The sequence below is a fragment of the Halomonas sp. HMF6819 genome, from assembly GCF_044335525.1.
In the GTDB taxonomy this organism is placed as follows: domain Bacteria; phylum Pseudomonadota; class Gammaproteobacteria; order Pseudomonadales; family Halomonadaceae; genus Vreelandella.
This window is the reverse complement of the sequence record NZ_JBIQVY010000001.1, coordinates 904,047-925,961: the sequence shown is the minus strand read 5'-3', so window position 1 is coordinate 925,961 and position 21,915 is coordinate 904,047. Positions and strand designations below refer to the sequence as shown.

The 21,915-nt window shown below is 62.3% G+C and carries 21 protein-coding genes; 13 read left to right on the top strand and 8 right to left on the bottom strand.

The window, feature by feature from the left end; all coding sequences use genetic code 11:
- Nucleotides 1-31 precede the first annotated feature (31 nt).
- Nucleotides 32-3,385: a DUF2126 domain-containing protein gene (locus ACGLWX_RS04200; RefSeq protein WP_396237573.1), complete on the bottom strand. Its 3,354-nt coding sequence runs from the start codon at nucleotides 3,383-3,385 to the stop codon at nucleotides 32-34.
- 259 nt (nucleotides 3,386-3,644) lie between these two features.
- Here ACGLWX_RS04200 and ACGLWX_RS04195 point away from each other — a divergent pair, with 259 nt between their 5' ends.
- Both ACGLWX_RS04195 and ACGLWX_RS04190 read left to right on the top strand, forming a co-directional pair.
- On the top strand, nucleotides 3,645-5,129 hold the full coding sequence (locus ACGLWX_RS04195) for a circularly permuted type 2 ATP-grasp protein (protein WP_252107115.1): 1,485 nt from the start codon (nucleotides 3,645-3,647) through the stop codon (nucleotides 5,127-5,129).
- 3 nt (nucleotides 5,130-5,132) lie between these two features.
- Nucleotides 5,133-6,134 carry an alpha-E domain-containing protein gene (locus ACGLWX_RS04190; RefSeq protein WP_252107116.1) on the top strand — a complete coding sequence of 334 codons (1,002 nt, stop codon included), beginning with the start codon at nucleotides 5,133-5,135 and terminating at the stop codon, nucleotides 6,132-6,134.
- Here the strand turns inward: ACGLWX_RS04190 and ACGLWX_RS04185 are convergent.
- On the bottom strand, nucleotides 6,131-7,285 hold the full coding sequence (locus ACGLWX_RS04185; protein ID WP_396237571.1) for a putative zinc-binding metallopeptidase: 1,155 nt from the start codon (nucleotides 7,283-7,285) through the stop codon (nucleotides 6,131-6,133). The two genes, ACGLWX_RS04190 and ACGLWX_RS04185, sit on opposite strands and share 4 nt — an antisense overlap.
- 243 nt (nucleotides 7,286-7,528) lie before the next feature.
- On the opposite strand from ACGLWX_RS04185, the gene ACGLWX_RS04180 reads away from it, so the two are divergent.
- Nucleotides 7,529-9,028 (top strand): CoA-acylating methylmalonate-semialdehyde dehydrogenase, encoded by a 1,500-nt coding sequence (locus ACGLWX_RS04180; RefSeq protein ID WP_396237569.1) that lies wholly within the window; start codon nucleotides 7,529-7,531, stop codon nucleotides 9,026-9,028.
- A gap of 22 nt (nucleotides 9,029-9,050) precedes the next feature.
- Here ACGLWX_RS04180 and ACGLWX_RS04175 read toward each other — a convergent pair whose 3' ends face one another.
- Nucleotides 9,051-9,731 carry a hypothetical protein gene (locus ACGLWX_RS04175; RefSeq protein ID WP_396237567.1) on the bottom strand — a complete coding sequence of 227 codons (681 nt, stop codon included), beginning with the start codon at nucleotides 9,729-9,731 and terminating at the stop codon, nucleotides 9,051-9,053.
- A 165-nt stretch (nucleotides 9,732-9,896) separates the two neighbouring features.
- Here ACGLWX_RS04175 and corA point away from each other — a divergent pair, with 165 nt between their 5' ends.
- The 3 genes from corA to ACGLWX_RS04160 all read left to right on the top strand — a co-directional run bounded on the left by corA (nucleotide 9,897) and on the right by ACGLWX_RS04160 (nucleotide 13,249).
- Complete coding sequence (gene corA / locus ACGLWX_RS04170; RefSeq protein WP_396237565.1) at nucleotides 9,897-10,865, top strand: magnesium/cobalt transporter CorA; 969 nt, start codon at nucleotides 9,897-9,899, stop codon at nucleotides 10,863-10,865.
- Nucleotides 10,866-10,963: 98 nt separating this feature from the next.
- Nucleotides 10,964-12,130: a zinc-binding dehydrogenase gene (locus tag ACGLWX_RS04165; protein ID WP_396237563.1), complete on the top strand. Its 1,167-nt coding sequence runs from the start codon at nucleotides 10,964-10,966 to the stop codon at nucleotides 12,128-12,130.
- Between the two features lie 81 nt (nucleotides 12,131-12,211).
- Entirely contained in the window at nucleotides 12,212-13,249 is a 1,038-nt protein-coding gene (locus tag ACGLWX_RS04160; RefSeq protein WP_396237561.1) for a proline racemase family protein, read from the top strand.
- A 191-nt stretch (nucleotides 13,250-13,440) separates the two neighbouring features.
- Here the strand turns inward: ACGLWX_RS04160 and arfB are convergent, their stop codons facing one another.
- On the bottom strand, nucleotides 13,441-13,854 hold the full coding sequence (gene arfB, locus ACGLWX_RS04155) for an alternative ribosome rescue aminoacyl-tRNA hydrolase ArfB (protein ID WP_252107123.1): 414 nt from the start codon (nucleotides 13,852-13,854) through the stop codon (nucleotides 13,441-13,443).
- 175 nt (nucleotides 13,855-14,029) lie between these two features.
- On the opposite strand from arfB, the gene ACGLWX_RS04150 reads away from it, so the two are divergent.
- The 4 genes from ACGLWX_RS04150 to ACGLWX_RS04135 all read left to right on the top strand — a co-directional run bounded on the left by ACGLWX_RS04150 (nucleotide 14,030) and on the right by ACGLWX_RS04135 (nucleotide 16,196).
- Nucleotides 14,030-14,644, top strand: coding sequence for a flavin reductase family protein (locus tag ACGLWX_RS04150; protein ID WP_396237559.1), 615 nt, complete (start codon nucleotides 14,030-14,032; stop codon nucleotides 14,642-14,644).
- 88 nt (nucleotides 14,645-14,732) lie between these two features.
- Nucleotides 14,733-15,362 carry an SDR family oxidoreductase gene (locus tag ACGLWX_RS04145; protein ID WP_396237557.1) on the top strand — a complete coding sequence of 210 codons (630 nt, stop codon included), beginning with the start codon at nucleotides 14,733-14,735 and terminating at the stop codon, nucleotides 15,360-15,362.
- 6 nt (nucleotides 15,363-15,368) lie between these two features.
- Nucleotides 15,369-15,842 carry a metallophosphoesterase family protein gene (locus tag ACGLWX_RS04140; protein ID WP_396237555.1) on the top strand — a complete coding sequence of 158 codons (474 nt, stop codon included), beginning with the start codon at nucleotides 15,369-15,371 and terminating at the stop codon, nucleotides 15,840-15,842.
- A 15-nt stretch (nucleotides 15,843-15,857) separates the two neighbouring features.
- Complete coding sequence (locus ACGLWX_RS04135; protein ID WP_252107127.1) at nucleotides 15,858-16,196, top strand: hypothetical protein; 339 nt, start codon at nucleotides 15,858-15,860, stop codon at nucleotides 16,194-16,196.
- Here the strand turns inward: ACGLWX_RS04135 and ACGLWX_RS04130 are convergent.
- Together ACGLWX_RS04130 and ACGLWX_RS04125 are read right to left on the bottom strand one after the other, a co-directional pair.
- The gene (locus ACGLWX_RS04130; protein ID WP_252107128.1) at nucleotides 16,193-16,426 is read right to left on the bottom strand and encodes a DUF3820 family protein; all 234 of its coding nucleotides are present in this window, start codon (nucleotides 16,424-16,426) and stop codon (nucleotides 16,193-16,195) included. The two genes, ACGLWX_RS04135 and ACGLWX_RS04130, sit on opposite strands and share 4 nt — an antisense overlap.
- Nucleotides 16,427-16,480: 54 nt before the next feature.
- Nucleotides 16,481-17,350 (bottom strand): LysR family transcriptional regulator, encoded by an 870-nt coding sequence (locus tag ACGLWX_RS04125; RefSeq protein WP_396237553.1) that lies wholly within the window; start codon nucleotides 17,348-17,350, stop codon nucleotides 16,481-16,483.
- A gap of 117 nt (nucleotides 17,351-17,467) precedes the next feature.
- Between ACGLWX_RS04125 and ACGLWX_RS04120 the strand changes: the two genes are divergently transcribed.
- On the top strand, nucleotides 17,468-17,893 hold the full coding sequence (locus ACGLWX_RS04120) for a VOC family protein (RefSeq protein ID WP_396237551.1): 426 nt from the start codon (nucleotides 17,468-17,470) through the stop codon (nucleotides 17,891-17,893).
- 8 nt (nucleotides 17,894-17,901) lie between these two features.
- Here ACGLWX_RS04120 and ACGLWX_RS04115 read toward each other — a convergent pair whose 3' ends face one another.
- Nucleotides 17,902-18,789 carry an AraC family transcriptional regulator N-terminal domain-containing protein gene (locus ACGLWX_RS04115; protein ID WP_396237549.1) on the bottom strand — a complete coding sequence of 296 codons (888 nt, stop codon included), beginning with the start codon at nucleotides 18,787-18,789 and terminating at the stop codon, nucleotides 17,902-17,904.
- Between the two features lie 174 nt (nucleotides 18,790-18,963).
- Between ACGLWX_RS04115 and ACGLWX_RS04110 the strand changes: the two genes are divergently transcribed.
- On the top strand, nucleotides 18,964-20,019 hold the full coding sequence (locus tag ACGLWX_RS04110) for an NAD(P)-dependent alcohol dehydrogenase (RefSeq protein WP_252107132.1): 1,056 nt from the start codon (nucleotides 18,964-18,966) through the stop codon (nucleotides 20,017-20,019).
- 81 nt (nucleotides 20,020-20,100) lie between these two features.
- On the opposite strand, the gene ACGLWX_RS04105 is transcribed toward ACGLWX_RS04110, so the two are convergent.
- A complete protein-coding gene (locus tag ACGLWX_RS04105; RefSeq protein WP_396237547.1) occupies nucleotides 20,101-20,877 on the bottom strand; it encodes a class I SAM-dependent methyltransferase in 777 nt (258 codons plus the stop codon).
- 237 nt (nucleotides 20,878-21,114) lie between these two features.
- Here ACGLWX_RS04105 and ACGLWX_RS04100 point away from each other — a divergent pair, with 237 nt between their 5' ends.
- On the top strand, nucleotides 21,115-21,912 hold the full coding sequence (locus ACGLWX_RS04100) for an IclR family transcriptional regulator (protein WP_252107134.1): 798 nt from the start codon (nucleotides 21,115-21,117) through the stop codon (nucleotides 21,910-21,912).
- Nucleotides 21,913-21,915: the final 3 nt, after the last annotated feature.

Here is a 21,915-nt window from a genome sequence, read left to right as displayed (position 1 = left end):
AAAACGGCGATTGAGTGTGGATGATAACCCGTTAGCCGGGCCGGCGGCGTAAATCCAGCGTCAGTGGCAGCTCCTGGCTTGGAAGCTCCACGCCGGGCATCTGGAAGCCGTGGCGATGGCCGCCGGGAATGAAGCGCCCGAGCCTTCGCGCCTCGGCCTCGAAGGCGTTGACCGGAAAGTGTTCGAAGTTGCGCCCGGTGGGGTGAACCACATGGTAGGTGCAGCCTGCCACGCTGCGCTCGTTCCAGGTATCGATCACATCGAACACCAGCGGCGCGTGAATCGGAATGTGCGGGTGCAGGGCCGAGGGCGGCTGCCAGGCACGATAGCGCACCCCGGCGACCGCTTCGCCGCAGCGACCGGTTGCCTTGAGCGGCACGCGGCGCCCGTTGCAGGTGACGATATAGCGCTCGTCGCTCATGCCGTTCACCTTGACCTCCAGGCGCTCGACGGAGGAGTCGACATAGCGCGCAGTGCCGCCGGCGGTGGCTTCTTCACCCAGCACGTGCCAGGGCTCGATCGCCTGGCGAAGCTCGATGTCGAGCGTCGACGTCGTGAGCCGGCCGTGGACGGGAAAGCGAAACGCTCGAAACGGCTCGAACCAGTCGAGCTCGAAGTGAAAGCCGTGGTGGCGCAGGTCGCCCAGCACGTCGTTCAAGTCTTCCCACAGGTAGTGGGGCAGCATCCAGCGATCCTGTAGCGCGCTTCCCCAGCGCACTGGCTTAGCGCGGTAGGGGGCTTTCCAGTGGCGAGCGACCAGCGCGCGGATCAACAGCATCTGCATCAATCCCATGCGCGCGTGGGGCGGCATCTCGAAGCCGCGAAGCTCCAAAAGCCCCAGCCGGCCGCTGTCGCTGTCCGGCGAGTAGAGTTTGTCGATGCAGAATTCGGCGCGGTGGGTGTTGCCGGTCAAGTCGGTGAGCAGGTGGCGCAGCAGCCGGTCGACCAGCCAGGGCTGAACCACTTCGCCGACCGGCATTTGAGACAGCGCGATCTCGAGCTCGTAAAGCGCCTCGTGGCGTGCCTCATCCACCCGCGGGGCCTGGCTGGTGGGGCCTATGAAGAGCCCGGAGAACAGGTACGAAAGGCTTGGGTGGTGCTGCCAGTAGGTGACGAGACTTGCCAGCAGGTCCGGGCGGCGAAGAAACGGCGAGTCGTCCGGGGTCATGCCGCCAAGGGTGACGTGGTTGCCGCCACCGGTGCCGGTATGGCGGCCATCGAGCATGAATTTTTCGGTGCCCAGCCGCGACAGGCGCGCCTCTTCATAAAGCCGCTCGGTTTGCGCCACCAGGGTTTGCCAGCTGGCGGCGGGCATGATGTTGACCTCGATCACGCCCGGGTCCGGGGTGATCATGAAGCTCTCCAGACGCGGGTCGCGGGGCGGCGCGTAGCCTTCGATCATCACCGGGCAGCCAAGCTCTTTGGCGCAATCCTCGATACTGCCGATCAGATCCAGGTAGTGCTCCAGGTGCGTCAGCGGCGGCAAAAAGATATGCAGGCGCCCGTCGCGCGGCTCGACACAGAGGCTCGTGTGCACCACGCCCTTGCCGCGGTCCTCCTCGGCGCTGGGCTGCTGCTGCACCGACTCGCCCTCCGGGTGGCTCGAGCTTGTATGAGTGCTCTGGCCGGAACGCTCGGCACTGCTAAAGCGGTGCTGCTCGGCGTGGCGCCGCGCCACCTCGCCGTGAATGTCGCCAAGCTCGTCGCGCGGGGCGAACACCGACTGAGCCTTGGGCTGATCATCCGGGTCCGCCCAGGGCAGGGCCGACAGCGGCAGACGCAGGCCCATGGGCGAATCGCCGGGGGTCAGATAGAGATGATCGCGCTTGATCGGCCAGCGCCCGGTTTCCCAACGGTGGCTTTGGCTCACGGAGTGGCGAAGGGGCAGGGCGTAGCCCACCACCTCGCCCAAGCCCCGCTCCAGTAGCCTGGCCAGCCGGCGCCGCTCGGCGTCGTCTTTCAGATTGGTCTGGCGCGGGTCGATGTTGACCGGCAGCGTCTGCTCTTTCCACAGATAGTAGTAGGCGTCTTCAAAGGCTGGAATCCAGAAGCGCGGGTCGAGCCCGAGCCGCTCGGCCAGCGCGTGGGTAAAGCTTTTGGCCAGCATCTCGTTGGCGTGGACGTTGGGGGCATCCGCCATGCAGGCGAGCCATTTCGGGTCGCGCCACAAGGGCTTTCCGTCCTTGCGCCAGTAGCAGGCCAGCGCCCAGCGCGGCAGCGGCTCGCCCGGGTACCATTTGCCCTGCTGCTGCTGAACCACGCCGCCGTCGCTGTAGGCCGCCTGCAGCCGGGTCAACAGCGCCTCGGCGCGTTCGCGCTTGTGGGCGCCTAGGGCCTCGGTATTCCACTGCGGGCTCTCCATGTCGTCGATCGAGACGAAGGTCGGCTCGCCGCCCATGGTCAAACGCACGTCCTGCTTTTGCAGCTCCGCGTCGACCTGGTCGCCGAGCGCGACGATGCTTGCCCACTGGGCATCGCTGTAGGGTTTGGTGACCCGAGCGTCCTCGTGAATGCGCTCGACGCGCATCTCGACATCGAAGCTGACCTCGCACTTCTCCGAGAACCCGGTGATCGCCGCGGCGCTGCCGGTGGTCGGCGTGGCCGCCAGCGGAATGTGGCCTTCCCCGGCGAACAGCCCCGAAGTCGGGTCGAGCCCAACCCAGCCTGCACCGGGCAGAAAGACCTCGGTCCAGGCGTGCAGGTCGGTGAAATCTACCTCGGTGCCGCTCGGCCCGTCGTCCAGTGCCTTGACGTCCGGCACCAGCTGGATCAGATAGCCCGAAACGAAACGCGCCGCCAGCCCCAGATGGCGAAAGATCTGCACCAGAAGCCAGGCGCTGTCGCGACACGAGCCGCTGCCCAGCGTCAGCGTCTCTTCGCAGCTTTGTACCCCCGGCTCCATGCGCACCAGATAGCTGATGTCACGCTGCAGGCGCTGGTTGATCGCGACCAGAAAATCCACCGTCGTGATCGGCGTTTTGTCTACCTCGCTTAGCCATTCGGCAAGCTTTGGCCCCGGCGCTTCTACCTCGAGGTAGGGGCCAAGTTCGGCCTTGAGTCCATCCGGGTAGACGAAGGGCGCGGTTTGGGCGATATCGTCGAGAAAGAAGTCGAACGGGTTGATCACCGTCATGGGGGCGATGAGTTCGACGGCGATGGTGAGCTCGCGCCGTGGCGTGGGAAACACCACTCGCGCGTTGAAGTTGCCGAAGGGGTCCTGCTGCCAGTTGACGAAGTGATCGTCGCCGGAGATGTCCAGCGAGTACGCCTCGATTTGGGTACGGCAGTGCGGCGCCGGGCGCAGGCGAATGACGTGCGGCGAAAGCGCCACCGCGCGATCGAAGCGGTAGGTGGTACGGTGGTGCAAGGCAACGCGAATGGTCATGGGCCACCCTTGGTTGAAACGAAGTTCGATCGAGTCGCCCAGGCCCTGACACCGGCACCGCGGCGGATCATCGCTGAATGAAGTGAAGTATCGCCCTGGGTCGCTTTTTTTGCAGCACTATTTGCGTTGAATGTTTCATGAGGTGTCGAGAGTTGAATAACGTTTACAGAGCGTTACTCGTTAGAGTGCGATTACAAAAGAAGGATCTAAACTGAAGCTATCGGACCCGTGGTCCTTCGCTGCGCCAGGAGAGCGCCCCATGAGCCAAGTGAACTGGAATCATTACCCCTGCCGGGATTTTTTCGACGAGCTCATCGCCGCGCCCGGCCAACCCCGCGCCTCGGCGCTCGAGCTTTGCAACATGCTTGCCCGCTTTAGCGCCGATGAGCTCGCCGAGCGCAAGACCGCCGCTGAAATCGCCATTCGTACCATGGGTATTACCTTCACGGTGTACTCGGAAGGCGCGATGATCGACCGCGCCTGGCCTTTCGACATCGTGCCGCGCATCATCTCGGCCAGCGAATGGCGCAAGACCGAGGCCGGGCTCAAGCAGCGCGTGCAGGCGTTGAACCTGTTTATCGATGACCTCTACCACGACCAGAAAGTGGTCAAGGATAAGGTGCTGCCGGCGGAGGTGCTAGCGCAGTCGGTCAATTTTCGCCCGCAGTGCGTGGGGATCAACCCGCCGCACAAGGTCTGGGCGCACATCTGCGGGTCGGACCTGGTGCGCGGCGGCGACGGCACGCTCTACGTGCTGGAAGATAACCTGCGTATTCCTTCCGGCGTCTCCTACATGCTCGAAAACCGCAACGTGACCAAACGCGTGCTGCCAGAGCTTTTCGCCTCGAACAAGATCCTGCCGGTGGACGACTATGTCGCCCAGCTCTACGACATGCTGGCGGCGATGTCGCCGCGACCCGGCGACGACCCCCAGGTGGTTGTGCTCACCCCGGGTATCTACAACTCCGCCTACTTCGAGCACGCTTATCTCGCCCAGCAGATGGGCGTGGAGCTCGTTCAGGGCAGCGACCTGCTGGTCGACGACAAGGACGTGGTCTACATGCGCACGGTGGAAGGACGTCGCCGGGTGGACGTGATCTATCGCCGGGTCGACGACGAGTTTCTCGATCCGGAAGCCTTCAACCCGGAATCGAAGCTCGGCGTAGCCGGGCTGATGCGCGCCTGGCGGGCGGGCAACGTGGCGCTGGCCAACGCCCCGGGGGCGGGCGTGGCCGACGACAAAGTGGTATACGCCTTCGTGCCGGAGCTGATTCGCTACTACCTGGACGAGGAGCCGCTTCTGCCCAACGTGCCGAGCTATCTGTGCATGTTCGACAAGGACCGCGACTACGTGCTCGAGCATCTGGACGAGCTGGTGGTCAAGCCAGCCAACGAGTCCGGCGGCTATGGCATGCTGATCGGCCCGCGCTCGACCAAGGAGACGCGCGAGGAGTTCGCCGAGCTGATTCGCGCCAACCCGCGCAACTACATGGCGCAGCCAACGCTTGCGCTGTCCACCACGCCGACGCTTGCCGGCGGGCTTCCGCAGCCGCGCCACGTCGACCTGCGCCCGTTCATTCTCTCCGGCCCGGACATCCACGTGACCACCGGAGGGCTTACGCGGGTCGCGCTGGTGGAAGGGTCGCTCGTGGTCAACTCCTCCCAGGGTGGAGGGAGCAAGGATACCTGGATCGTCGAGGTCGACGAGCTCGACCCGGCCCACGCCGATCAAAAGGGGGATTGAGCCATGCTGTCACGGGTCGCTGAAAATCTTTACTGGATGGCGCGCTACATCGAGCGCGCCGAGGATACCGCGCGGCTTTTGAGCGTCAATAGCCATCTGATGCTCGATTTGCCGCGCAACCTGCCGCTGGGCTGGGCGCCATTGATTGAAATGACTGGTACGCTCGAGCAGTACCGCGCGCGTTTCGATCACTTCGACGAGCAGGCGGTGGTGCATTTTCTCTGCGCCGATACCGAAAATCCAAGCTCCATTCTCGCTGCGCTCGCCAGCGCCCGGGAGAACCTGCGCACCACCCGCGACGTGGTGCCGCGCGAGATTTGGGAGGAGGTGAATCACCTTTATCTGAGCGTGGCGGATCACGCCGAAAACGGCGTCAGCCCGCGCCGGCGCGACACCTTTTTGAAGAACGTGATTCGAAGCTGCCAAACCCTGACCGGGCTGATCGAAGGCACGCTGAGCTATGGCCCGGCGCGCACCTTCATTCAACTGGGCCGCCAGCTCGAGCGCGCCGATATGACCACGCGGATTCTCGACGTGCGCTCGGCGAGTCTGTTGCCGCAAAACCCGGAGGAGCTTCTGCCCTTCGAGAACCTTCAGTGGATGAGCGTGCTCAAATCGCTGACCGCTTACCAGATGTATCGCCAGCAGGTGCGCCTGCGCGTGCGTGGTCCGGACGTGCTGCGTTTTCTGCTTCAGGATAGCCATTTACCGCGGGCGATCGCCTGCAGCCTGGAGATTTTGGCCCACGAACTTCAGTGGCTGCCGCGCCAGGACCGGGTGGTGGCGACGGTATCGCTGGTGCGCGCGGACGTGGTCGACGCCGATATTCAGGCGCTCGCCCACTCGCCGAGCAAGCTGCACGCTTTCGTCGACGAGCTGCAGGTGGGCTTTGCCAAAATTCACGACACGCTCAGCACCACCTACTTCGTCAACAGTGAAGACGTTCCCCGTGTCACCCAAAGCCAGTCGCAAGGCAGCTTCAGCGGGGAACAGGATAACGACTAGTCGGTAGGCGGCGTGGGCTGCTGGGTGCCTGCACGCGCGATCAGCGCGTGCAGGTAGTCGAGCTTTTCACGCACTGGCGGGGCGAGTACTGCCGGGGCCAAATCCAAAAGCCCCATGTCTCGGTTGAGCTCGTTCACGGCCTGGCCCACTTGGTGATAGGCCAGCAGCATGCTGTCCAGCGTGCCGTCGTACTCGGCGCGGGAAAGACCGATGTGAAGCGCGGTATCGAGCACCGACACCATATCCAGGTAGTAGGCGAAGCTTTCGGCGAAATCCTCCCAGGCGTGCATGGTGGAGTAAGCGGAAATGTGGCGCTCGGCCCAGTCCTGGGGCGCCCCCTGCTGGTAGTACTGCTCCAGCGCTTCGCTGTAGGTCGGGTTTTCATGATCGCCAAAGACCGCCTTGCACGCCTGCTCATCCTGATCCTTCACCAGTAGATCCCAGTAGTAGTGGCCCACTTCGTGGCGGAAATGGCCGATCAGCGTGCGGTGGGATTCGTTCATGTCCACCCGCAGGCGCTCGCGCTCGACCGCGTCCGCCTCTTTCACGTTAATGGTAATCAGCCCGCTGGCATGGCCGGTGTACACCTTCTGCTGGCCGGCGACCGAACGCCATAGCCCCTGGTCGGGCAGGGCGTCGGCCATGAACGAAAAGCGCAGCGGCACATGGGTCTCCTGGGGCGTGGCGCCGTGGGGCAGTTTCAAGAGATCCAGCGTGTAGAAAAGCCGTCGCTTGGCCGCCTCCAGTGCGGCCCAGCGCTCGCGGCTACCCTCGACGCCAAGATCCGGAATCATGTCGTTGTGGCGGCAGCAGTCGCACAGCGGATCGCTGCCGAGTACGTCGGTACCGGTGGTATCGCCGTTTGAGGCAGTGCTCTTGAAGCCGTTGCCGGATGCCTCATCCATCGGCGGATCCTCTACCGTGGCGGTCACCACCATGCGATTACAAACGTTCTCGACGGCGTAGTTATGGCACTTGGCCAGGTGCGCGTCGCAGCCGGCGGTCGTGCACTGGTAGCCGCCCTGTTCAAGCGGGTCGAGCGCCACGATGGCGCGGCACGACGGGCACCAACCGACCTCGGAGTCGCAGGCGACACAGCGCGTATTTTCGAAAAACAGCGGATTACCACAGCCACAGCTAAAGGTCTGCATGAGTACCTCCTGGTAACGACCTTTTACTCTTTCTCCCGCGCCTGGATGACGTCCTTTTACAAGGCGCGCAGTACTTCGCAAGCAGTACCTCGCAGCATAGTCGGGCCCGGGTAAAGCCGCTATGGCGCGCACGAGCTCCTTCAGGCCATCAGGGTTAATTGACGTTTACGTCAACTTGCTGCTATATCTTGGCCGGTACGCTTACCTTCGATAAAGCAATAATAAAAGCCAAGGAGAGACGCTGTGGCTCTACGCGATATCCCCCTGTACATCGACGGCGCCGCCGTCACCTCGCAAAGCAGCGAGTGGCGCGACGTAGTGAATCCGGCGACCCAAGAGGTCGTGGCCCGCGTGCCGTTTTGCACCCATGATGAGGTCGAGCGCGCCATCGAAAGCGCGCAACGGGCCTTTACTGAATGGCGCAAGACACCGCTGAACAAGCGCATGCGCATCATGATGAAACTCGCCGCGCTGATTCGCGAGCACACTGGCGAGCTTGCCGCACTGATCACCGAGGAGCACGGCAAAACCCTGCCGGACGCCGAAGGCGAGGTCGGCCGCGGGCTCGAGGTCGTGGAGCACGCCTGTTCGATCACCTCGCTTCAGTTGGGCGAGCTGGCCGAGAACGCGGCCAACGAAGTGGATGTGTACACCATGCACCAGCCGCTCGGCGTCGGCGCGGGTATCACCGCGTTCAACTTTCCGATCATGCTGCCGTGCTTCATGTTTCCGCTGGCGATCGCCACTGGCAACACCTTCGTGTTGAAGCCGTCTGAACAGGACCCGAGCTCCACCATGCGTTTGGTCGAACTCGCCCATGAGGCCGGCGTACCGCCGGGCGTGCTCAACGTGGTGCACGGCGGGCCGGAAGTGGCCAATTTGATCGCCGATCACCCGAGCATCAAGGCGCTGTCGTTCATCGGCTCCTCTCACGTCGGCGGGCTTTTGTACGAGCGGGCGGCGAAGGCGGGCAAGCGCATGCAGGCGATGATGGGGGCAAAAAACCACTGCGTGGTGATGCCCGATGCCAACAAGAGCCAGGCGATCAATAGCCTGTTGGGCTCCGCCTTTGGCGCGGCGGGTCAGCGCTGCATGGCCAACTCGGTGGTGGTACTCGTCGGCGAGGCCCAGGCCTGGCTCGACGAGCTCGTCGACGGCGCGCGCAACATGCGCGTAGGCCCCGGTACCGAGCGCGACGCGGATCTCGGCCCGCTGGTATCGCCCCAGGCAAAAGCGCGGGTCGAAGGGCTAATAGAGCAAGGCGAGCGTGAAGGCGCCACGCTCAAACTCGACGGGCGCGGCTACGCGGTGGAAGGCTACCCGGAAGGCAACTTCGTCGGCCCGACACTCTTTTCTGACGTGACCGCAGAGATGCGTATCTATCAGGAAGAGATTTTTGGCCCGGTGCTGTGCGTGGTCAACGTGGCCACCCTGGAGGAGGCGATCGCGTTCATCAACGCCAACCCCAACGGCAACGGCACCTCGATCTTCACCAGCTCCGGCTGGGTGGCCCGGCGTTTTGAGACCGATATCGATGTCGGTCAGATCGGTATCAACGTGCCGATTCCGGTGCCGGTGGCGTACTTCAGTTTCACCGGCTCCAGAGGTTCGAAACTGGGCGATTTGGGCCCTAACGGTAAACAGGCGATCGCGTTCTGGACGCAGACCAAAACCGTCACCGCCCGCTGGTTCGAGCCAGAAAACGTCTCCGGCGGCATCAACAGCACCATTTCGCTCGGCTAACGTCTGCCGGGCGAAAACACGCTTAATCGTCTGCCAGCGGCAGGCACTGCTCGAAAAGCCGCTCGATCTGATCGAGCTGGCTTTCGTGCAGAATCAGCAGCGTCTTCGCGCTGTACGCTTCGCTCTTTTGCGGGGCGAGCAGCGCGAACTCTCCCTCCTCGAGATGAAATTCGTGAATCTCACGCGCTCCCTGCGCCGTTTGGCACAGTGAGCAGCGGTAGCTGTCGTCTTCGCCGTAGACCAGGCGGTGATACATCTTGAACTGAGTATAAAGCGTGAGCCCGCCTTCGAACGCCGGCCAGCGCGCCGGGGCCCGCTCGATGCCCGGCTCTAGGGTGAGTCCTTGCTCACGGGCATGGGTCAACGCGTCGGCCAACGGCTCGGCCAGCAGGGCGCCGGCGTTTGAAGGCGCAGGTGGGCGGGCGCCCTTAAAGCCGCTCGCCGCCGCGCGAAAGTCATCGAGCGAGGCCAGGGGGTAGTCGATATGGGCGAGTGCCGCCGGGTCGTCGTTGCCGTTTTCCCAGCCGTGGACGATTCTAAGCGTTACCAACCCCCGCGCGATGGGGCGGGCGAGCAGCACGTAGAGCGCGACCTTGATATGCAGCTCGCGTTCGGGGATATCGTTGTCGAAGGCACGGTAGGGGTCGGCAAACAGCGCGTGCAGTCGGCCTTGCACATGTTCCTTGGCCTCGGTCTGATTCATGGTGTTTCCTCGTGGTGAGCGTCTGATATAAAAGTATGGCTTTTTTGCCGGGTTAGCATTAATTATTGTCGGTCGCGTTAACGCTTTAATTCAACGTAGGCTAAAGTATTCAGCCTCTAGGGCCCGCAACGGCAAGGTTTTAAACGTTTTAAGGAAGACCAGGCGATGATTCGCACCATGTTGACGACGCCGGGCAGCGCGCTCTTGGTCGGCGGCGAAGAGCTCATCGAGCAGTGGCGCAGTAACCCGGATAGCCATATCTGGATCGATCTTCAGGGCGAAACCCAAGAGGTCGAGCGCGGCCTGCTGGAGCGTTTCGAGTGCCACCCGCTGGCCATTCAGGACGCCCACAAGGATCGCCATCCACCGAAGATCGAGGAGTTCGAGCACCATACGCTAATCATCTACCGCGGCATTTCGTCCTTCGATGCCGAGCTCAACTTTGTGCCTCAGCAGATCGCGTTTTTCATCGGCGAGCGGTTTTTGATCACCCTGCATCCGGGCGAGGCGATGAGCGTCGAGCGGCTTTTCAACGCCCAGGGCCATGCGCTGCTGGCGCAGTCGCCGGAGCGCGCGGCGCTCAGAGTGATGTACACCTCCGCCGGGTTTTACAGTGACAGCCTGCTGGAGTTCGAGACCGCGCTGAGCGATCTGGAAGACGCGCTTTTGGAAGACGGCAACGACGTGCTGATGCGCAAGATCATCAGCTATCGCTCAAAGTTGGTCAAAATGCGGCGCATATTCAGCTACCACAAGGGCATCACCCAGGAGCTGACCGCCTACGATTACGAGCACCTGCCGCGGGATCAAAGCGAAACCCTGCACGCGATCAACGACGTGGCCGAGCGCTTCGAGCGCCTCTACACCCTGACCCAGATGTACTACGACATCTGCGGCGACCTGGTCGACGGCTACATCTCGATCTCCTCGCACCAGCTGAACATCACCATGCGAATACTGACGGTGATCACCGCGATTTTCGTGCCGCTGACCTTCATCGCCGGTATCTACGGCATGAACTTCGAGAACATGCCGGAGCTTGGCTGGCGCTACGGCTACTTCTTCGTCTGGGCGCTGATGCTCTTCATCGCCGGCATGCTGATCTGGTACTTCCAGCGCAAGAAGTGGTTTTGACTTGGGTTAAATAATGGTCCGGCCGGGGGATTGAGCGGGGTGGAAAGTTTGATATGGTCATTCAACCCCACCTCACGTACCGAGACAGGAGACCTTTTATGGTCAACGCGCGCTCAACCGTTCCCGATACCATGGCGGCGATGCTCTTGACCGGGCACGGGGATGTCGAAAAACTCGAGTACCGCGAGGGCGTGACGACCCCGCGCCCGGGCCCCGGCCAAGTGCTGGTGCAGGTCACCGCCACGGCCAAGAACAACACCGACCGCAAGGCGCGAGAAGGCCTCTACCCGACCAAAGGCAAGGAAGAGGTGACCTCTTTTGCCATGGGCGGGACGCCGACGCTGACCTTTCCGCGCATTCAGGGTGCGGACATCGCCGGGCGGGTGGTGGCCGTGGGCGAAGGTGTCAGCGAGGCGCGCCTTGGCGAGCGCGGGCTTTTGGACTTCAACCTCTACCCGGACGCCCGTGCCGACATCAACCTGGCGCCGGACTACTATGGCCACGGCGCCGACGGCGGCTTTGCCGAGTACGTTGCCGTTCCTTCCGATCAGTTCTATCACATCCCTAACCCGGCGCTCGACGACGCCGAGCTTGCCGCCATGGGTATGTGCTCGTACCAGACCGCCTATCACATGATGACCGCCGCAGGCGTGCGCGCGGGCGAGTGCGTACTGGTCAGCGGCGCCAGCGGCGGCGTGGGCACCGCGCTGATTCAGCTCTGCCGGGTCGTCGGCGCGGTGCCCTTCGCCGTCAGCCAACCGGACAAGGCGCAAGCGCTTTTAGCACTCGGCGCCGAGGCAGTGATCGACCGAAGCGATCTCGATTCTTTCGTCGAGCGCGTGCTCGAGGCCACCGGCGGTGCGCCGATCGACGCGGTGATGGATCTGGTCGGCGGCGAGATGACCGACCGGTTCATCGACACCATGATTGCCGACATGAGCGCACGCTCCACCTACCCCAGGCTCTCGATCGCCGGCGCCAGCGGCGGCAACGTGAGCGAGATCATGTGGACGCGGATCTATCTCTATCAGGTGCAGATCTTCGGCGTCTCCCATGGCACCCGGGAGGAGGCGGCCCAACTGATGGACTGGATCGAAAGCGGCGCGCTCAAGCCGGTGCTGCACGCCGCGTTCAAGCTCTCGAAGCTTCACGACGCCGAGCGCTACTTCGTCAGCCGCGGGAGCGACTACCTTGGCAAGGTCGTGATCGTGCCCGACGCCCAGTGGGACGCCCACGGCGCGGCCTACGCGCTCGATCGAAAGTAACGATTTCGAAAGTAGCGATTTCGAGAGTAACGACGTTCGATCACCTCCCTCACTGCCTTTACTCACTGACCGGAGCCGCCCGTGAAAAATCGCCATACCATCGCGCTGATGGACACCCACGCCGGCGGCGACGTCAGCCGGATCGTCACCGGCGGCATCGATGCGCTGCCTGGGGACACCGTACGCGCGCAAATGGAGTACCTGCGCGACGACGCCGACGGCCTGCGTCAGCTATTGCTGGGTGAGCCCTACGGCATTCCCGAGATGTCGGTGGATCTGATCGTGCCCGCCACGCACCCGGAGGCGGTGGCGGGCTACATCATCATGGAGGTGATGGGCTATCCCATCTACTCCGGTTCGAACACGCTGTGTACCGCCACGGCGGTGCTCGAAAGCGGCCTGGTGCCCAAGCGGGAGGGCCTTCAGCGCTTCAAGCTCGAGGCGCCGGCGGGGCTCGTTCAGATCGAGGCGCTGGTTCGGGACGGCGTAGTAGAGTGGGTCACCTGTGAGGGGCTGCCAAGCTATATCGATACCTACCGCGAGACCATTGCCGTGCCGGGCATTGGAGAGGTGACGTTTTCGATCGCCTACAGCGGCGGCTTCTACGCGCTGGTCGACGCCGAGGCGCTCGGCTTCAAACTGGTTCGCGAGGAGGAGGCGAAGCTTGCCGCCTGTGCTTACAAGATCGTCGAGGCGATCAAGGCCAAGCGCGGCTTCTCCCACTACACCCTGGGCGACGTGGGGCCGCTGCCGTTTCTGCACTTCATGGGGCCCGAAGAGCCGGTCGCCGACGACTACATTCGCTCGCGCTCGGCGACCTACGTGCATCCTGGCGTGATTTGCCGAAGCACCACCGGCACCGGCACCTCGGCCAGGCTTGCGCTAATGAACTTCGAGGGGCGGCTCAACGTGGGCGATAGGCTCGAAACGGTGTCGCTGCGCGAAACCGGCTTCATCGGCACCTTTAGCGGCACGCATCAGGAGGGGGCGTATCAGGTGGTCGAGAACACCATCACCGGGCGCAGCTACGTGCTGGCCGAGTCGCGCATCGTCATCAACTGCGACGACCCCATGGTGGCCTGTGGCGGGCTGCACCATATTCTAAGTGACCGGCATTGAGGCCAATGAACTGATCGCATCGCTTGGCGTTATGATTAACGTCTGTGGGCTCGCAAGCCACACGGGGCGGGGGCGCTGTGAATACCTCCCTGTACGCTACTTTCGCCTTCCCTGGCGAAAGACCCCCGCCCCGGGTCACTTGCGAGCGCCGGTGTTGCGGCGCACCGCTGCCCATCGAGGTCAAAAGCGCGTTAGTGCGATACTTTCCCCCGCAGCGATTTGACCGCGCCCTTGCGCGTTTTATTATCCACTCGGCGGCGCTTGGCACCCTTGCTCGGTTTAGTAGGGCGGCGCGCCTTGCGCGGCGTGACCGCTTCCAGAATCAATGCCTTGAGCCGGTTCAGCGCATCCTCCTTGTTAAGCTCCAGCGTGCGGTGGCTCTGGGCCTTGATGATGATCACGCCCTCTTTGCTGATGCGCTGATCCGAGTACGCCATCAGCCGCTCCTTGTAGATCGCCGGCAAGGTCGAGCTCTGGATATCGAAGCGTAGATGCACCGCAGAGGCGACCTTGTTGACGTTCTGCCCGCCGGCGCCCTGAGCGCGAATCTGGGTGAGCGTGATCTCCCAGTCCGCAAGCGTCACGTTGTTGGAAAGCGTCAGCATGAGGGCTCCCTGAATCGTTCATTGATATAGCGCCATTAAAACACAGTCGCTGGGTCGGATTATTCGCGGTTTTGATCACCTGCTATCTTGAAACGGTTTTCAAGACGCGATTTGCGTTACTCAACGAGCCTCATTCAACGAGACTTGGTCAACGAGCTTTACCGGAGAGCATGCAATGCCACACTACGCGATCGATGATAACGAGCTGAGCGCGGGCAAGATTTACCGGCTGTTATCCGGCACCGTTTGCCCGCGCCCGATCGCCTGGGTCGCTACCCGCGATGCCGAAGGCCGGGCCAACCTGGCGCCGTTTTCGTTTTTCAACGTCGCCAGCATCGACCCGCCGGTGCTGGCGTTTTCGCCGCTTCTGGATGGCGAGGGCAAGGCCAAGGACACGGTGAACAACCTCGACGCAGTGGGCGAGTGCGTGGTGCACGTCGGCAGCGAAGATTTGATTGAGGCGCTCAACGCTACCAGTGCCACCCTGGGTGCCGGTGAAGACGAGTTCGAGCACGCCGGGCTCGAAAAGGCCGACATGCCGGGGCTCAGCGTACCGCGTATCAAGGCCGCGCCCGTCGCATTTGGCTGCAAGCTGTTCGATATCGTGCGCTTTGGCGACAACCCATTGGCCGGGTCGCTGGTGCTGGCGCGCATCGAGAGCATCTACGTGGACGAAAACATTTGGGACGGCCGCCACGTCGACATGGAAACGCTCAAGCCGACCGGGCGGCTGGCGGGCAACGACTACGTGCGCATCACCGACCGCTTCGTGATCGAGCGGCCGGGTTGAATTCAGCGTTCGGCGCCGGCATTTACACGGCTATAGGCAAGCATCAGCGCTTAAATCAACATCTTCAGGCAAACGCCAGGGAGGCACCATGACGACACTCGTAGTCGGCGCGAACGGCCAGATCGGCAAGCAGTACTGCCAGCAGGCGCACAGTAACGGCATCGCCGTGAGAGCCATGGTGCGCCGTGAGGACCAAGCCGCCTGGTTTACCGAGCGCGGCATCGACGTGGTCATCGGCGATCTGGAAGGCGAGATGGCCCACGCCTTCGATGGCTGCAGCGAAGTGGTTTTCACCGCGGGCTCCGGGCCCCACACCGGCCCGGACAAAACGCTGTTGATCGATCTGCACGGCGCGATGCGCACCGTGGATATCGCCAAGGAGAAGGGCCTAAAGCGCTTTTTAATGGTCAGCGCCATTCGCGCTGAGAAGCCGCTGGAGGCCCCGGAGAAAATGCGCCCTTACATGGCCGCCAAGCTCGCCGCCGACCGCTACCTGGAAAATTCCGGGCTGCCCTACGTGATATTGAAGCCCGGCCCGCTCACTGATGAGGCACCGACCCACGGGTTCACCGACTCAAAAGAGGACTCCCCGAGCGGTTCGATCACCCGGGCGGATGTGGCCTATGCCCTCGTTCACGTTAGTCAGCACCCGGCGCTCGAGAATCGCTCGGTAACGCTCTTGAACGGCGAGCGCTCCATCGGCGAGCTTCTCGGGTAGGCGTGGGTGAAACTCGACGCCCCGGTCGGGGTGATCAGCGATACCCACGGGCTGTTGCGCGACGAAGCGCTTAGGCTGCTCGACGATTGCGGGCTGATTCTGCACTTGGGCGACGTGGGCCATAAACCCGAGCACGAAACGATCCTCGAGCGCCTACAAGCGCTTGCGCCGGTGTACACGGTTCGCGGCAATATCGACACCGCCCCGTGGGCTGGGCGGCTGCCCATGACGGAAAACCTCGAGGTCAATGGCTGGCGCCTGCACCTGGTGCATCGGCTCGAGGATTTCAATGAGGCCACCGCTTGTGACGCGGTGCTTCACGGCCACTCGCACAAGCCGTTTCACGCATGGCGCGGTGGCCGTTTGCTGTTCAACCCGGGCGCGGCGGGCAAGCGCCGCTTCAAGCTTCCGCTGACGCTTGGAAAACTCTGGTGTGACGAGCATCGTCTGCGCCATGCCATCCTTCATCTGCCCGTTTAGCACCTGGAGTAGACCATGGCATCATCCGATTCGCTGACCGCTGCGGTTAGAACCCTGCTGACAGCTACCCCGGCAAGCGCGCTGCCGCTAACCTATCAACAGGTCGCCACGGCGCTCGGGCTCGAGCCGCCGCGCACCATTGCTCGGGTCACCCAGGCCCTTGAAGCGCTCATGCATGAAGACGCGGCCAGCGGTCGGCCCTTTATCGCCGCTCTCGTTGTAAGCCGGCGCGACGCCGTGCCCGGCCAGGGTTTTTTCGAGCTGGCGCGCACGCTCGAGCGCTTTCCTTCAGATTTTTCTCTTCAGCAGGACGCCTACCGCGACGAGTTTGCGCAGGCATTGGCTAACCGCTAGCGGCCATGTGAAACGGCTGGGCGCTCTCGAAGTGGCGTCAAAAGCTCGCTCAGGCCGTTGTGGTCGATCTCGTGCATCAGCGCTAGTAGCGTACCGATCTCACCGTTGGGAAAGCCTTCCCGCGCGAACCAGTTCAAATAAGGTCCCGGCAGGTCGGCGATGAGCCAGCCCTGGTATTTGCCAAACGGCATGGGGTAGGTAACGAGTTTTTCCAGATCTTCCGGGTTCACAGCGCGCTCCGTATTGGTCGTGATTGACCGGTGGGGAAGTTAATAGCCAAAAGCTTACGTGGCGGCGGCGCCGGCGACCAGTATATCGGCCAGCGCCCGGGCGCTGGGCGTGGAGAGCCCGGCGCCGCGGTGGACCAGGCCAATCTCTCGATAGAAGTCCGGCGCAGGCAATTCGATTGCGCGCACTTTAGCGGGCCAGCGCGTCAGCGATTTCGAGGCGGGCAGTAGCGCCACGCCGACGCCGCTTGCCACCAGCGCAACGATAGCGTCGAGTTCGTCCACCTCGCACACGTCTTCCACCTGGCAGTGCTGCTCGCGCAGAAAGCGCTCTACTTGGCGCCCGCCAAACGACGTCCGCTCGTAGCGGATAAACGGGTGGCGGGTGAGCAGGGCGCGCCAATCATCGCCTTCGATTCCGGCAGGCACCAGCAGCTGAAACGGCTCTTGTGCCAGGGTGTGCCAGTAAAGGCCGCGGTGCAGCGCGAAGGGCGGGCGAATGATGATCGCCATATCGAGCTCGCCGGCGTCCACCTGATCCAACAGCGCCATGGAGAGTCCGGGCAGCACGCGGGTTTTACACGCGGGGTGGGCCTGGTGAAAGCGGGCCAGTGCTTGGGGCAGAATCAGCCGCTGCATCGAGGCGATCGCCCCGATGGCCACGGTTTGCGTCTCGGCTCGCTCGCCGGCAAGGCCGAGCTGGCCGTAAAGGGCGATCAGCTCCTGCGCTTGGCTCAGCACTTCCTGGCCCTGATGAGTAAGTTGGGAATTTCGCCCCTGGCGCTCGAACAGCGCTACCCCTAAATGCTCCTCGAGCCGCTTGATCTGGGCGCTAACGCCGGCCTGGGTCAGGCCGATCCTTTGCGCGGCGCCGGCGAACGTACCTTCTTGGGCCACCGCCAAAAGCGTTGTGAGTTCGCGGATCATTGATCAATCCTTATTGTGAATCGGGCAAAAAAATATTGATTTTATTTTGGCATAAAGCGGCCTAGCATGGATTTTACGCGCAATCGACGCACTCATGACCTTATAAAGGAGCCTGCCATGAGCCTTTCCCCCTTTCATCTCGCCATTCCTGTTTATGACGTGCCGCTGGCACGCGCGTTTTATAACGACGTGTTCGGTCTCGAAGAGGGCCGCTTCAGCGACAACTGGGTAGACTTCAACTTCTTCGGCCATCAGCTGGTCATTCACGGCCATCCGAAAACCCCGGGCCAGGAGAACGCCCACACCAACCCGGTGGACGGCCACGATGTACCGGTGCCGCACTTCGGCGTGCTGCTGGAGTGGGACGAGTGGGAAACGCTGGCCGAGCGGCTGAAAAACCAGGGTATCGAGTTCGTCATCGAGCCCTACGTGCGCTTCAAGGGTCAGGTCGGCGAGCAGGCCACCATGTTTCTGCTCGACCCCTGCGGCAATGCCCTCGAGTTCAAGGCCTTCAAGGACAAGAGCCAGATTTTCGCTAAATAGGGCCGCGCTCAGGTTTGGCGTTCTCGCTGGCGGTGCGCCAACGGCGTATGACCGAAGTAGCGTTTGTAGTCGCGGCTGAACTGGGCGGCGCTGCGATAGCCCACCGCGAGCGCCGTCTGGTTGACGTTATGACTCTGGCCGGCCAGTAGCGCCTGCGCTTTCAACAAGCGCAGGCGTTTGACGTACTGACCGGGCGAGGTGCGTGTGATCTGCTTGAAGTGCTGATGAAACGCCGACCCGGACATGTTCACCCGCCGCGCCAGCGCCTCGACGCTCACCTCCTGGTCGAAATGGTCGTGCAGCGTCGACAATGCCTGCACGATACGCCCGTAATGCCCGTGGCCTTGCACCAGCGCGCGCAGCGCCGGGCCCTGCTCGCCGTTGAGCGCCTCGAACACGACCTCGCGAATGCGCGCCGCGCCCATCGCTCGGCACGCTCCCGTATCCCCCAGCGTTTCGGCCAGCCTAATAATGGCGCCCTGCATGGTCGCGCTCATTGCCACCGACGCCATGGGCTGAGGAAACGCCTCGACCGGCGCAGGTTGACCCATGGCGCTGGTCAGTTCGCCCAGAAGCGCCGGGTCGAGCTTGATCGACACGCCCAAAAGCGGCGCCGTGGAGCTTGCGTAGGTTTCACACTCGAAGGGCAGCGGCAGCGTTTGCACCAGGTACTGCCCCGGATCGTAGTGGATTTCACGGTCGCCCAGATAGCCGGTCTTACGCCCCTGAGCGATCACGATCAGGCTGGGCTCGTACATCAGCGGCGTGCGCGGCTGGTGGCGGCCAAGATACAAAAGCGACACCTGCTCCAGCGGCGTGGCGTTAAAGCCGTCGTGGCGAATCAGCGCCGCAATGAGCCCCGAAAGCGTCGTCGAGGTATGAAAAGGGGTGACCATGGAGAGTCTCGAGGCGGGTGATTTCAAAAGATTGTGCCATTTTTGTCCGCTTTATTGTTACTTGATCACTCGGTTTTGGAGAAACGAGCAAAAACTGCGTAGCTTTCTGCATCGTAAAGCGCCACCTGGGGGGCGATAATCAGCACCCACGATTGACCCTTCAGGAGTACTCAAATGAGTCAGACACAATCCTTTGCCGCGTTTGCCGCCGATCAGCCGCTGGCCCCCTTCAGCTTCGATCGCCGTGCGCCGCGCGCCGATGACGTCGCCATCGAGATTCTTTACTGCGGCGTCTGCCACAGCGATCTTCACTTCGCGCGCAACGACTGGGGCATGAGCCAGTATCCGGTCGTGCCGGGGCACGAGATCGTCGGCCGCGTCACGGCGGTAGGCGACAAGGTCAGCCGCTTCAAGACAGGTGATTTGGTCGGCGTGGGCTGCATGGTCGATTCCTGCCGCACCTGCAGTGCCTGTAAGAACGGCGTGGAGCAGTACTGCCTCGAAGGCTTTACCATGACCTACGGTAGCCCCGACCGGCAGGACGGCACCATCACCCAGGGCGGCTACTCGGATTCCATCGTGGTCAGCGAACACTTCGTGCTTAGAATGCCGGACGGCATCGATCTGGCCTCGGCCGCGCCCATTCTGTGCGCCGGCATCACTACCTATTCTCCGTTGAAGCATCACGGCGTGGGCAAGGGCCACAAGGTGGGCGTGATCGGCATGGGCGGGCTTGGTCACATGGGCGTGAAGCTTGCCAAGGCGCTGGGCGCGGAAGTCACCGTGTTCACGCGCTCCAGCGCCAAGGTCGAGGAGGCCAAGCGTAACGGTGCCGATCATGTCGTAGTCTCGAGCGACCAGGCGCAGATGGAGGCGGTGGCAGAGACGTTCGATTTCATGCTCGACACCGTGCCGGTCCAGCACGATCTGAACCCGTATCTCGCCTCGCTCAAGTACGACGGCACGCACATTCTGGTAGGTTTGCTGGAGCCCATCGAGCCGGCCATCGAAGCCTTCAATCTGGTGTTCAAGCGTCGCGTGGTGGCGGGCTCGCTAATTGGTGGCATCGCTGAAACCGAAGAGCTTTTGACGCTGTGTGCCGAACAGGGCATCAGCTGCGATATTGAAATGCTCGATATCAACGACATCAACGAAGGCTTCGAGCGGATGGAGAAAGGCGACGTGCGCTACCGCTTCGTAATCGACATGGCGACGTTGAAAAACGCCTAAACCTGGTGTTGGACATCGCGTCTTGATACTCGCCGCCCGCTCACTGCGGGCGGCGTTTTCGCATGGTGCGCTGCGCCCAAACTAGGATGTGGGCAAGTGGGCCGTCACGCGCAGGCGCACGTAGTCGGCGCTCCAGTGACCCTGGCCGTCGCTCAGGCTGTGGGAGAGCAAATTCAGCGTGTTGTCCATCACCGTCTCCTTGATGTCGTCATCAAGGCCGTGGAAGAAGGGGCTGGCGAAGGTATCGAGCCAGTTGGCCATGCCGGTCGGAAGCTTCGTGGGCCGAGCGATCAGCTCGATGCTATCGACCTTGAAACCAACGGTTTCGAGCAGGTGGGCGTACTCCTCGACGGTGGGGAAGTACCAGGGATGGCGGTGCTTGGCGCTGATGCCTCGAAACTGCAGCGAAGCGATCAGCGCGGTGCAGATAGCGGCGACGTTGCCGTGTCCGCCGAACTCCGCCACGAAGCGCCCGCCGGGTTTTAGGGCGCGCTTGATGCAGGCCAGCACCGTTTGCGGGTCGAGCATCCAGTGCAGCGCGGCGTTGCTGAACACCGCGTCGAACTCCTGATCGAAGGGAAGCTGGTAAGCATCGATTCGCCGCGCGTTCACGCCTCGGGCCAGAGCCGCCTCGATCATATCCTCGGAGGCATCGACGCCGACCACCTCGGCGCCCGTTTGGCCGATGTATTCGGTTAGTGCGCCGTCTCCACAGCCTAAATCGAGAATTCTTTCGCCCGGCTTCGGCGATAACAACTTGACGACATCCTTGCCGTAAGTCACGACATAATCGGCATGCTGCGAGTAGCTGGTAGCATCCCAGGTTTGCCCAGAGGTGTTATTCGAAATATCGGTCATGGTTGTTTCCTGACGTCATTGAGAAGGGCAATAGACTTATCCAGTATAGCTTGGCACCCGGTTCAACTCGCTGCTGTATCGCTAAGTCATAGGCAAAGATAAATCGATTGCTCGGGTATGTAAAAGCGTCATGTCGATAATGCTCCGGCTGTTGTCTCATTATGCGAGATGAAATCAGTATTTTGTCTTGATAGTTTGTTAGACATCCCTTTCATAACGACAAGCATAAAGACAGCCATGGCCAACCAAGAGCTTACGCTCACCTCGGGCCCCTCGACGCTTCTTCACGCCATGCAGATACTGCAAGTAACGGCGCAGGGAGCACATCGCGGCGCCGGCATCGACGACTATCTGGATGCGCTTAACGTCAGCCGCCCAACGCTTTACCGCTTGCTTAAAAGTCTCAAGGAGCAAGGCTTTCTGCGCTCCTCCACCCAGCGGGGGCGATATCTGTTGGGGTATGAACTGCTCGTATTGGGCGCCCAGGCGGGCAATGGTGCGGGCCTTCGCGATTTGGCGAGGCCTCGTATGCTCTCTCTGGCCCAGTCGCTGGGAGACAGTTTTTACCTGTTCGCTCGTGATGGCGTCAATGCCGTCTGCCTCGAGGTCCAGAACGGTGCCTATCCGGTGGGAAGCTTCGTTAGAGCGACCGGTGGCCGCGTACCGCTGGGCGTTGGTCAGGCATCCATTGCGCTTTTGGCGTGCCTGCCAGAGGGCGAACGCGACGAGATCCTCGCCATCAACGCCAGTCTGCTCGAGCGTGAGTATGCGATCTCGATCTGCGCTGTAAAAACCGAGATCGATCATTTGCATGAACACGGTTTCTCGCGAGGAGTGGAAGGCTCGCTGCTACCCGAGTTCGCGGGGCTGGCAGTGCCCATTCTCGATCACAGCGGGCATCCGCTGGGGGCCTTGAGCTGCTCAATGCTTAAGTCACGCATGACCGATGCGCATCGACAGGATGTGCTGGCACATATGAAAAAAGAAACCCTCGAGCTGGTCAATCAAGCGCACGGTCTGCTCTTTTTCGAATGATCC

Excerpts from the sequence above, each read along its gene's own strand:
- ACGLWX_RS04200 (WP_396237573.1), bottom strand. The coding sequence starts at position 3,385 with ATGACCATTCGCGTTGCCTTGCACCACCGTACCACCTACCGCTTCGAT.
- ACGLWX_RS04195 (WP_252107115.1), top strand. The coding sequence starts at position 3,645 with ATGAGCCAAGTGAACTGGAATCATTACCCCTGCCGGGATTTTTTCGAC.
- ACGLWX_RS04190 (WP_252107116.1), top strand. The coding sequence starts at position 5,133 with ATGCTGTCACGGGTCGCTGAAAATCTTTACTGGATGGCGCGCTACATC.
- ACGLWX_RS04185 (WP_396237571.1), bottom strand. The coding sequence starts at position 7,285 with ATGCAGACCTTTAGCTGTGGCTGTGGTAATCCGCTGTTTTTCGAAAAT.
- ACGLWX_RS04175 (WP_396237567.1), bottom strand. The coding sequence starts at position 9,731 with ATGAATCAGACCGAGGCCAAGGAACATGTGCAAGGCCGACTGCACGCG.
- corA (WP_396237565.1), top strand. The coding sequence starts at position 9,897 with ATGATTCGCACCATGTTGACGACGCCGGGCAGCGCGCTCTTGGTCGGC.
- ACGLWX_RS04165 (WP_396237563.1), top strand. The coding sequence starts at position 10,964 with ATGGTCAACGCGCGCTCAACCGTTCCCGATACCATGGCGGCGATGCTC.
- arfB (WP_252107123.1), bottom strand. The coding sequence starts at position 13,854 with ATGCTGACGCTTTCCAACAACGTGACGCTTGCGGACTGGGAGATCACG.
- ACGLWX_RS04150 (WP_396237559.1), top strand. The coding sequence starts at position 14,030 with ATGCCACACTACGCGATCGATGATAACGAGCTGAGCGCGGGCAAGATT.
- ACGLWX_RS04145 (WP_396237557.1), top strand. The coding sequence starts at position 14,733 with ATGACGACACTCGTAGTCGGCGCGAACGGCCAGATCGGCAAGCAGTAC.
- ACGLWX_RS04135 (WP_252107127.1), top strand. The coding sequence starts at position 15,858 with ATGGCATCATCCGATTCGCTGACCGCTGCGGTTAGAACCCTGCTGACA.
- ACGLWX_RS04125 (WP_396237553.1), bottom strand. The coding sequence starts at position 17,350 with ATGATCCGCGAACTCACAACGCTTTTGGCGGTGGCCCAAGAAGGTACG.
- ACGLWX_RS04120 (WP_396237551.1), top strand. The coding sequence starts at position 17,468 with ATGAGCCTTTCCCCCTTTCATCTCGCCATTCCTGTTTATGACGTGCCG.
- ACGLWX_RS04115 (WP_396237549.1), bottom strand. The coding sequence starts at position 18,789 with ATGGTCACCCCTTTTCATACCTCGACGACGCTTTCGGGGCTCATTGCG.
- ACGLWX_RS04110 (WP_252107132.1), top strand. The coding sequence starts at position 18,964 with ATGAGTCAGACACAATCCTTTGCCGCGTTTGCCGCCGATCAGCCGCTG.
- ACGLWX_RS04105 (WP_396237547.1), bottom strand. The coding sequence starts at position 20,877 with ATGACCGATATTTCGAATAACACCTCTGGGCAAACCTGGGATGCTACC.
- ACGLWX_RS04100 (WP_252107134.1), top strand. The coding sequence starts at position 21,115 with ATGGCCAACCAAGAGCTTACGCTCACCTCGGGCCCCTCGACGCTTCTT.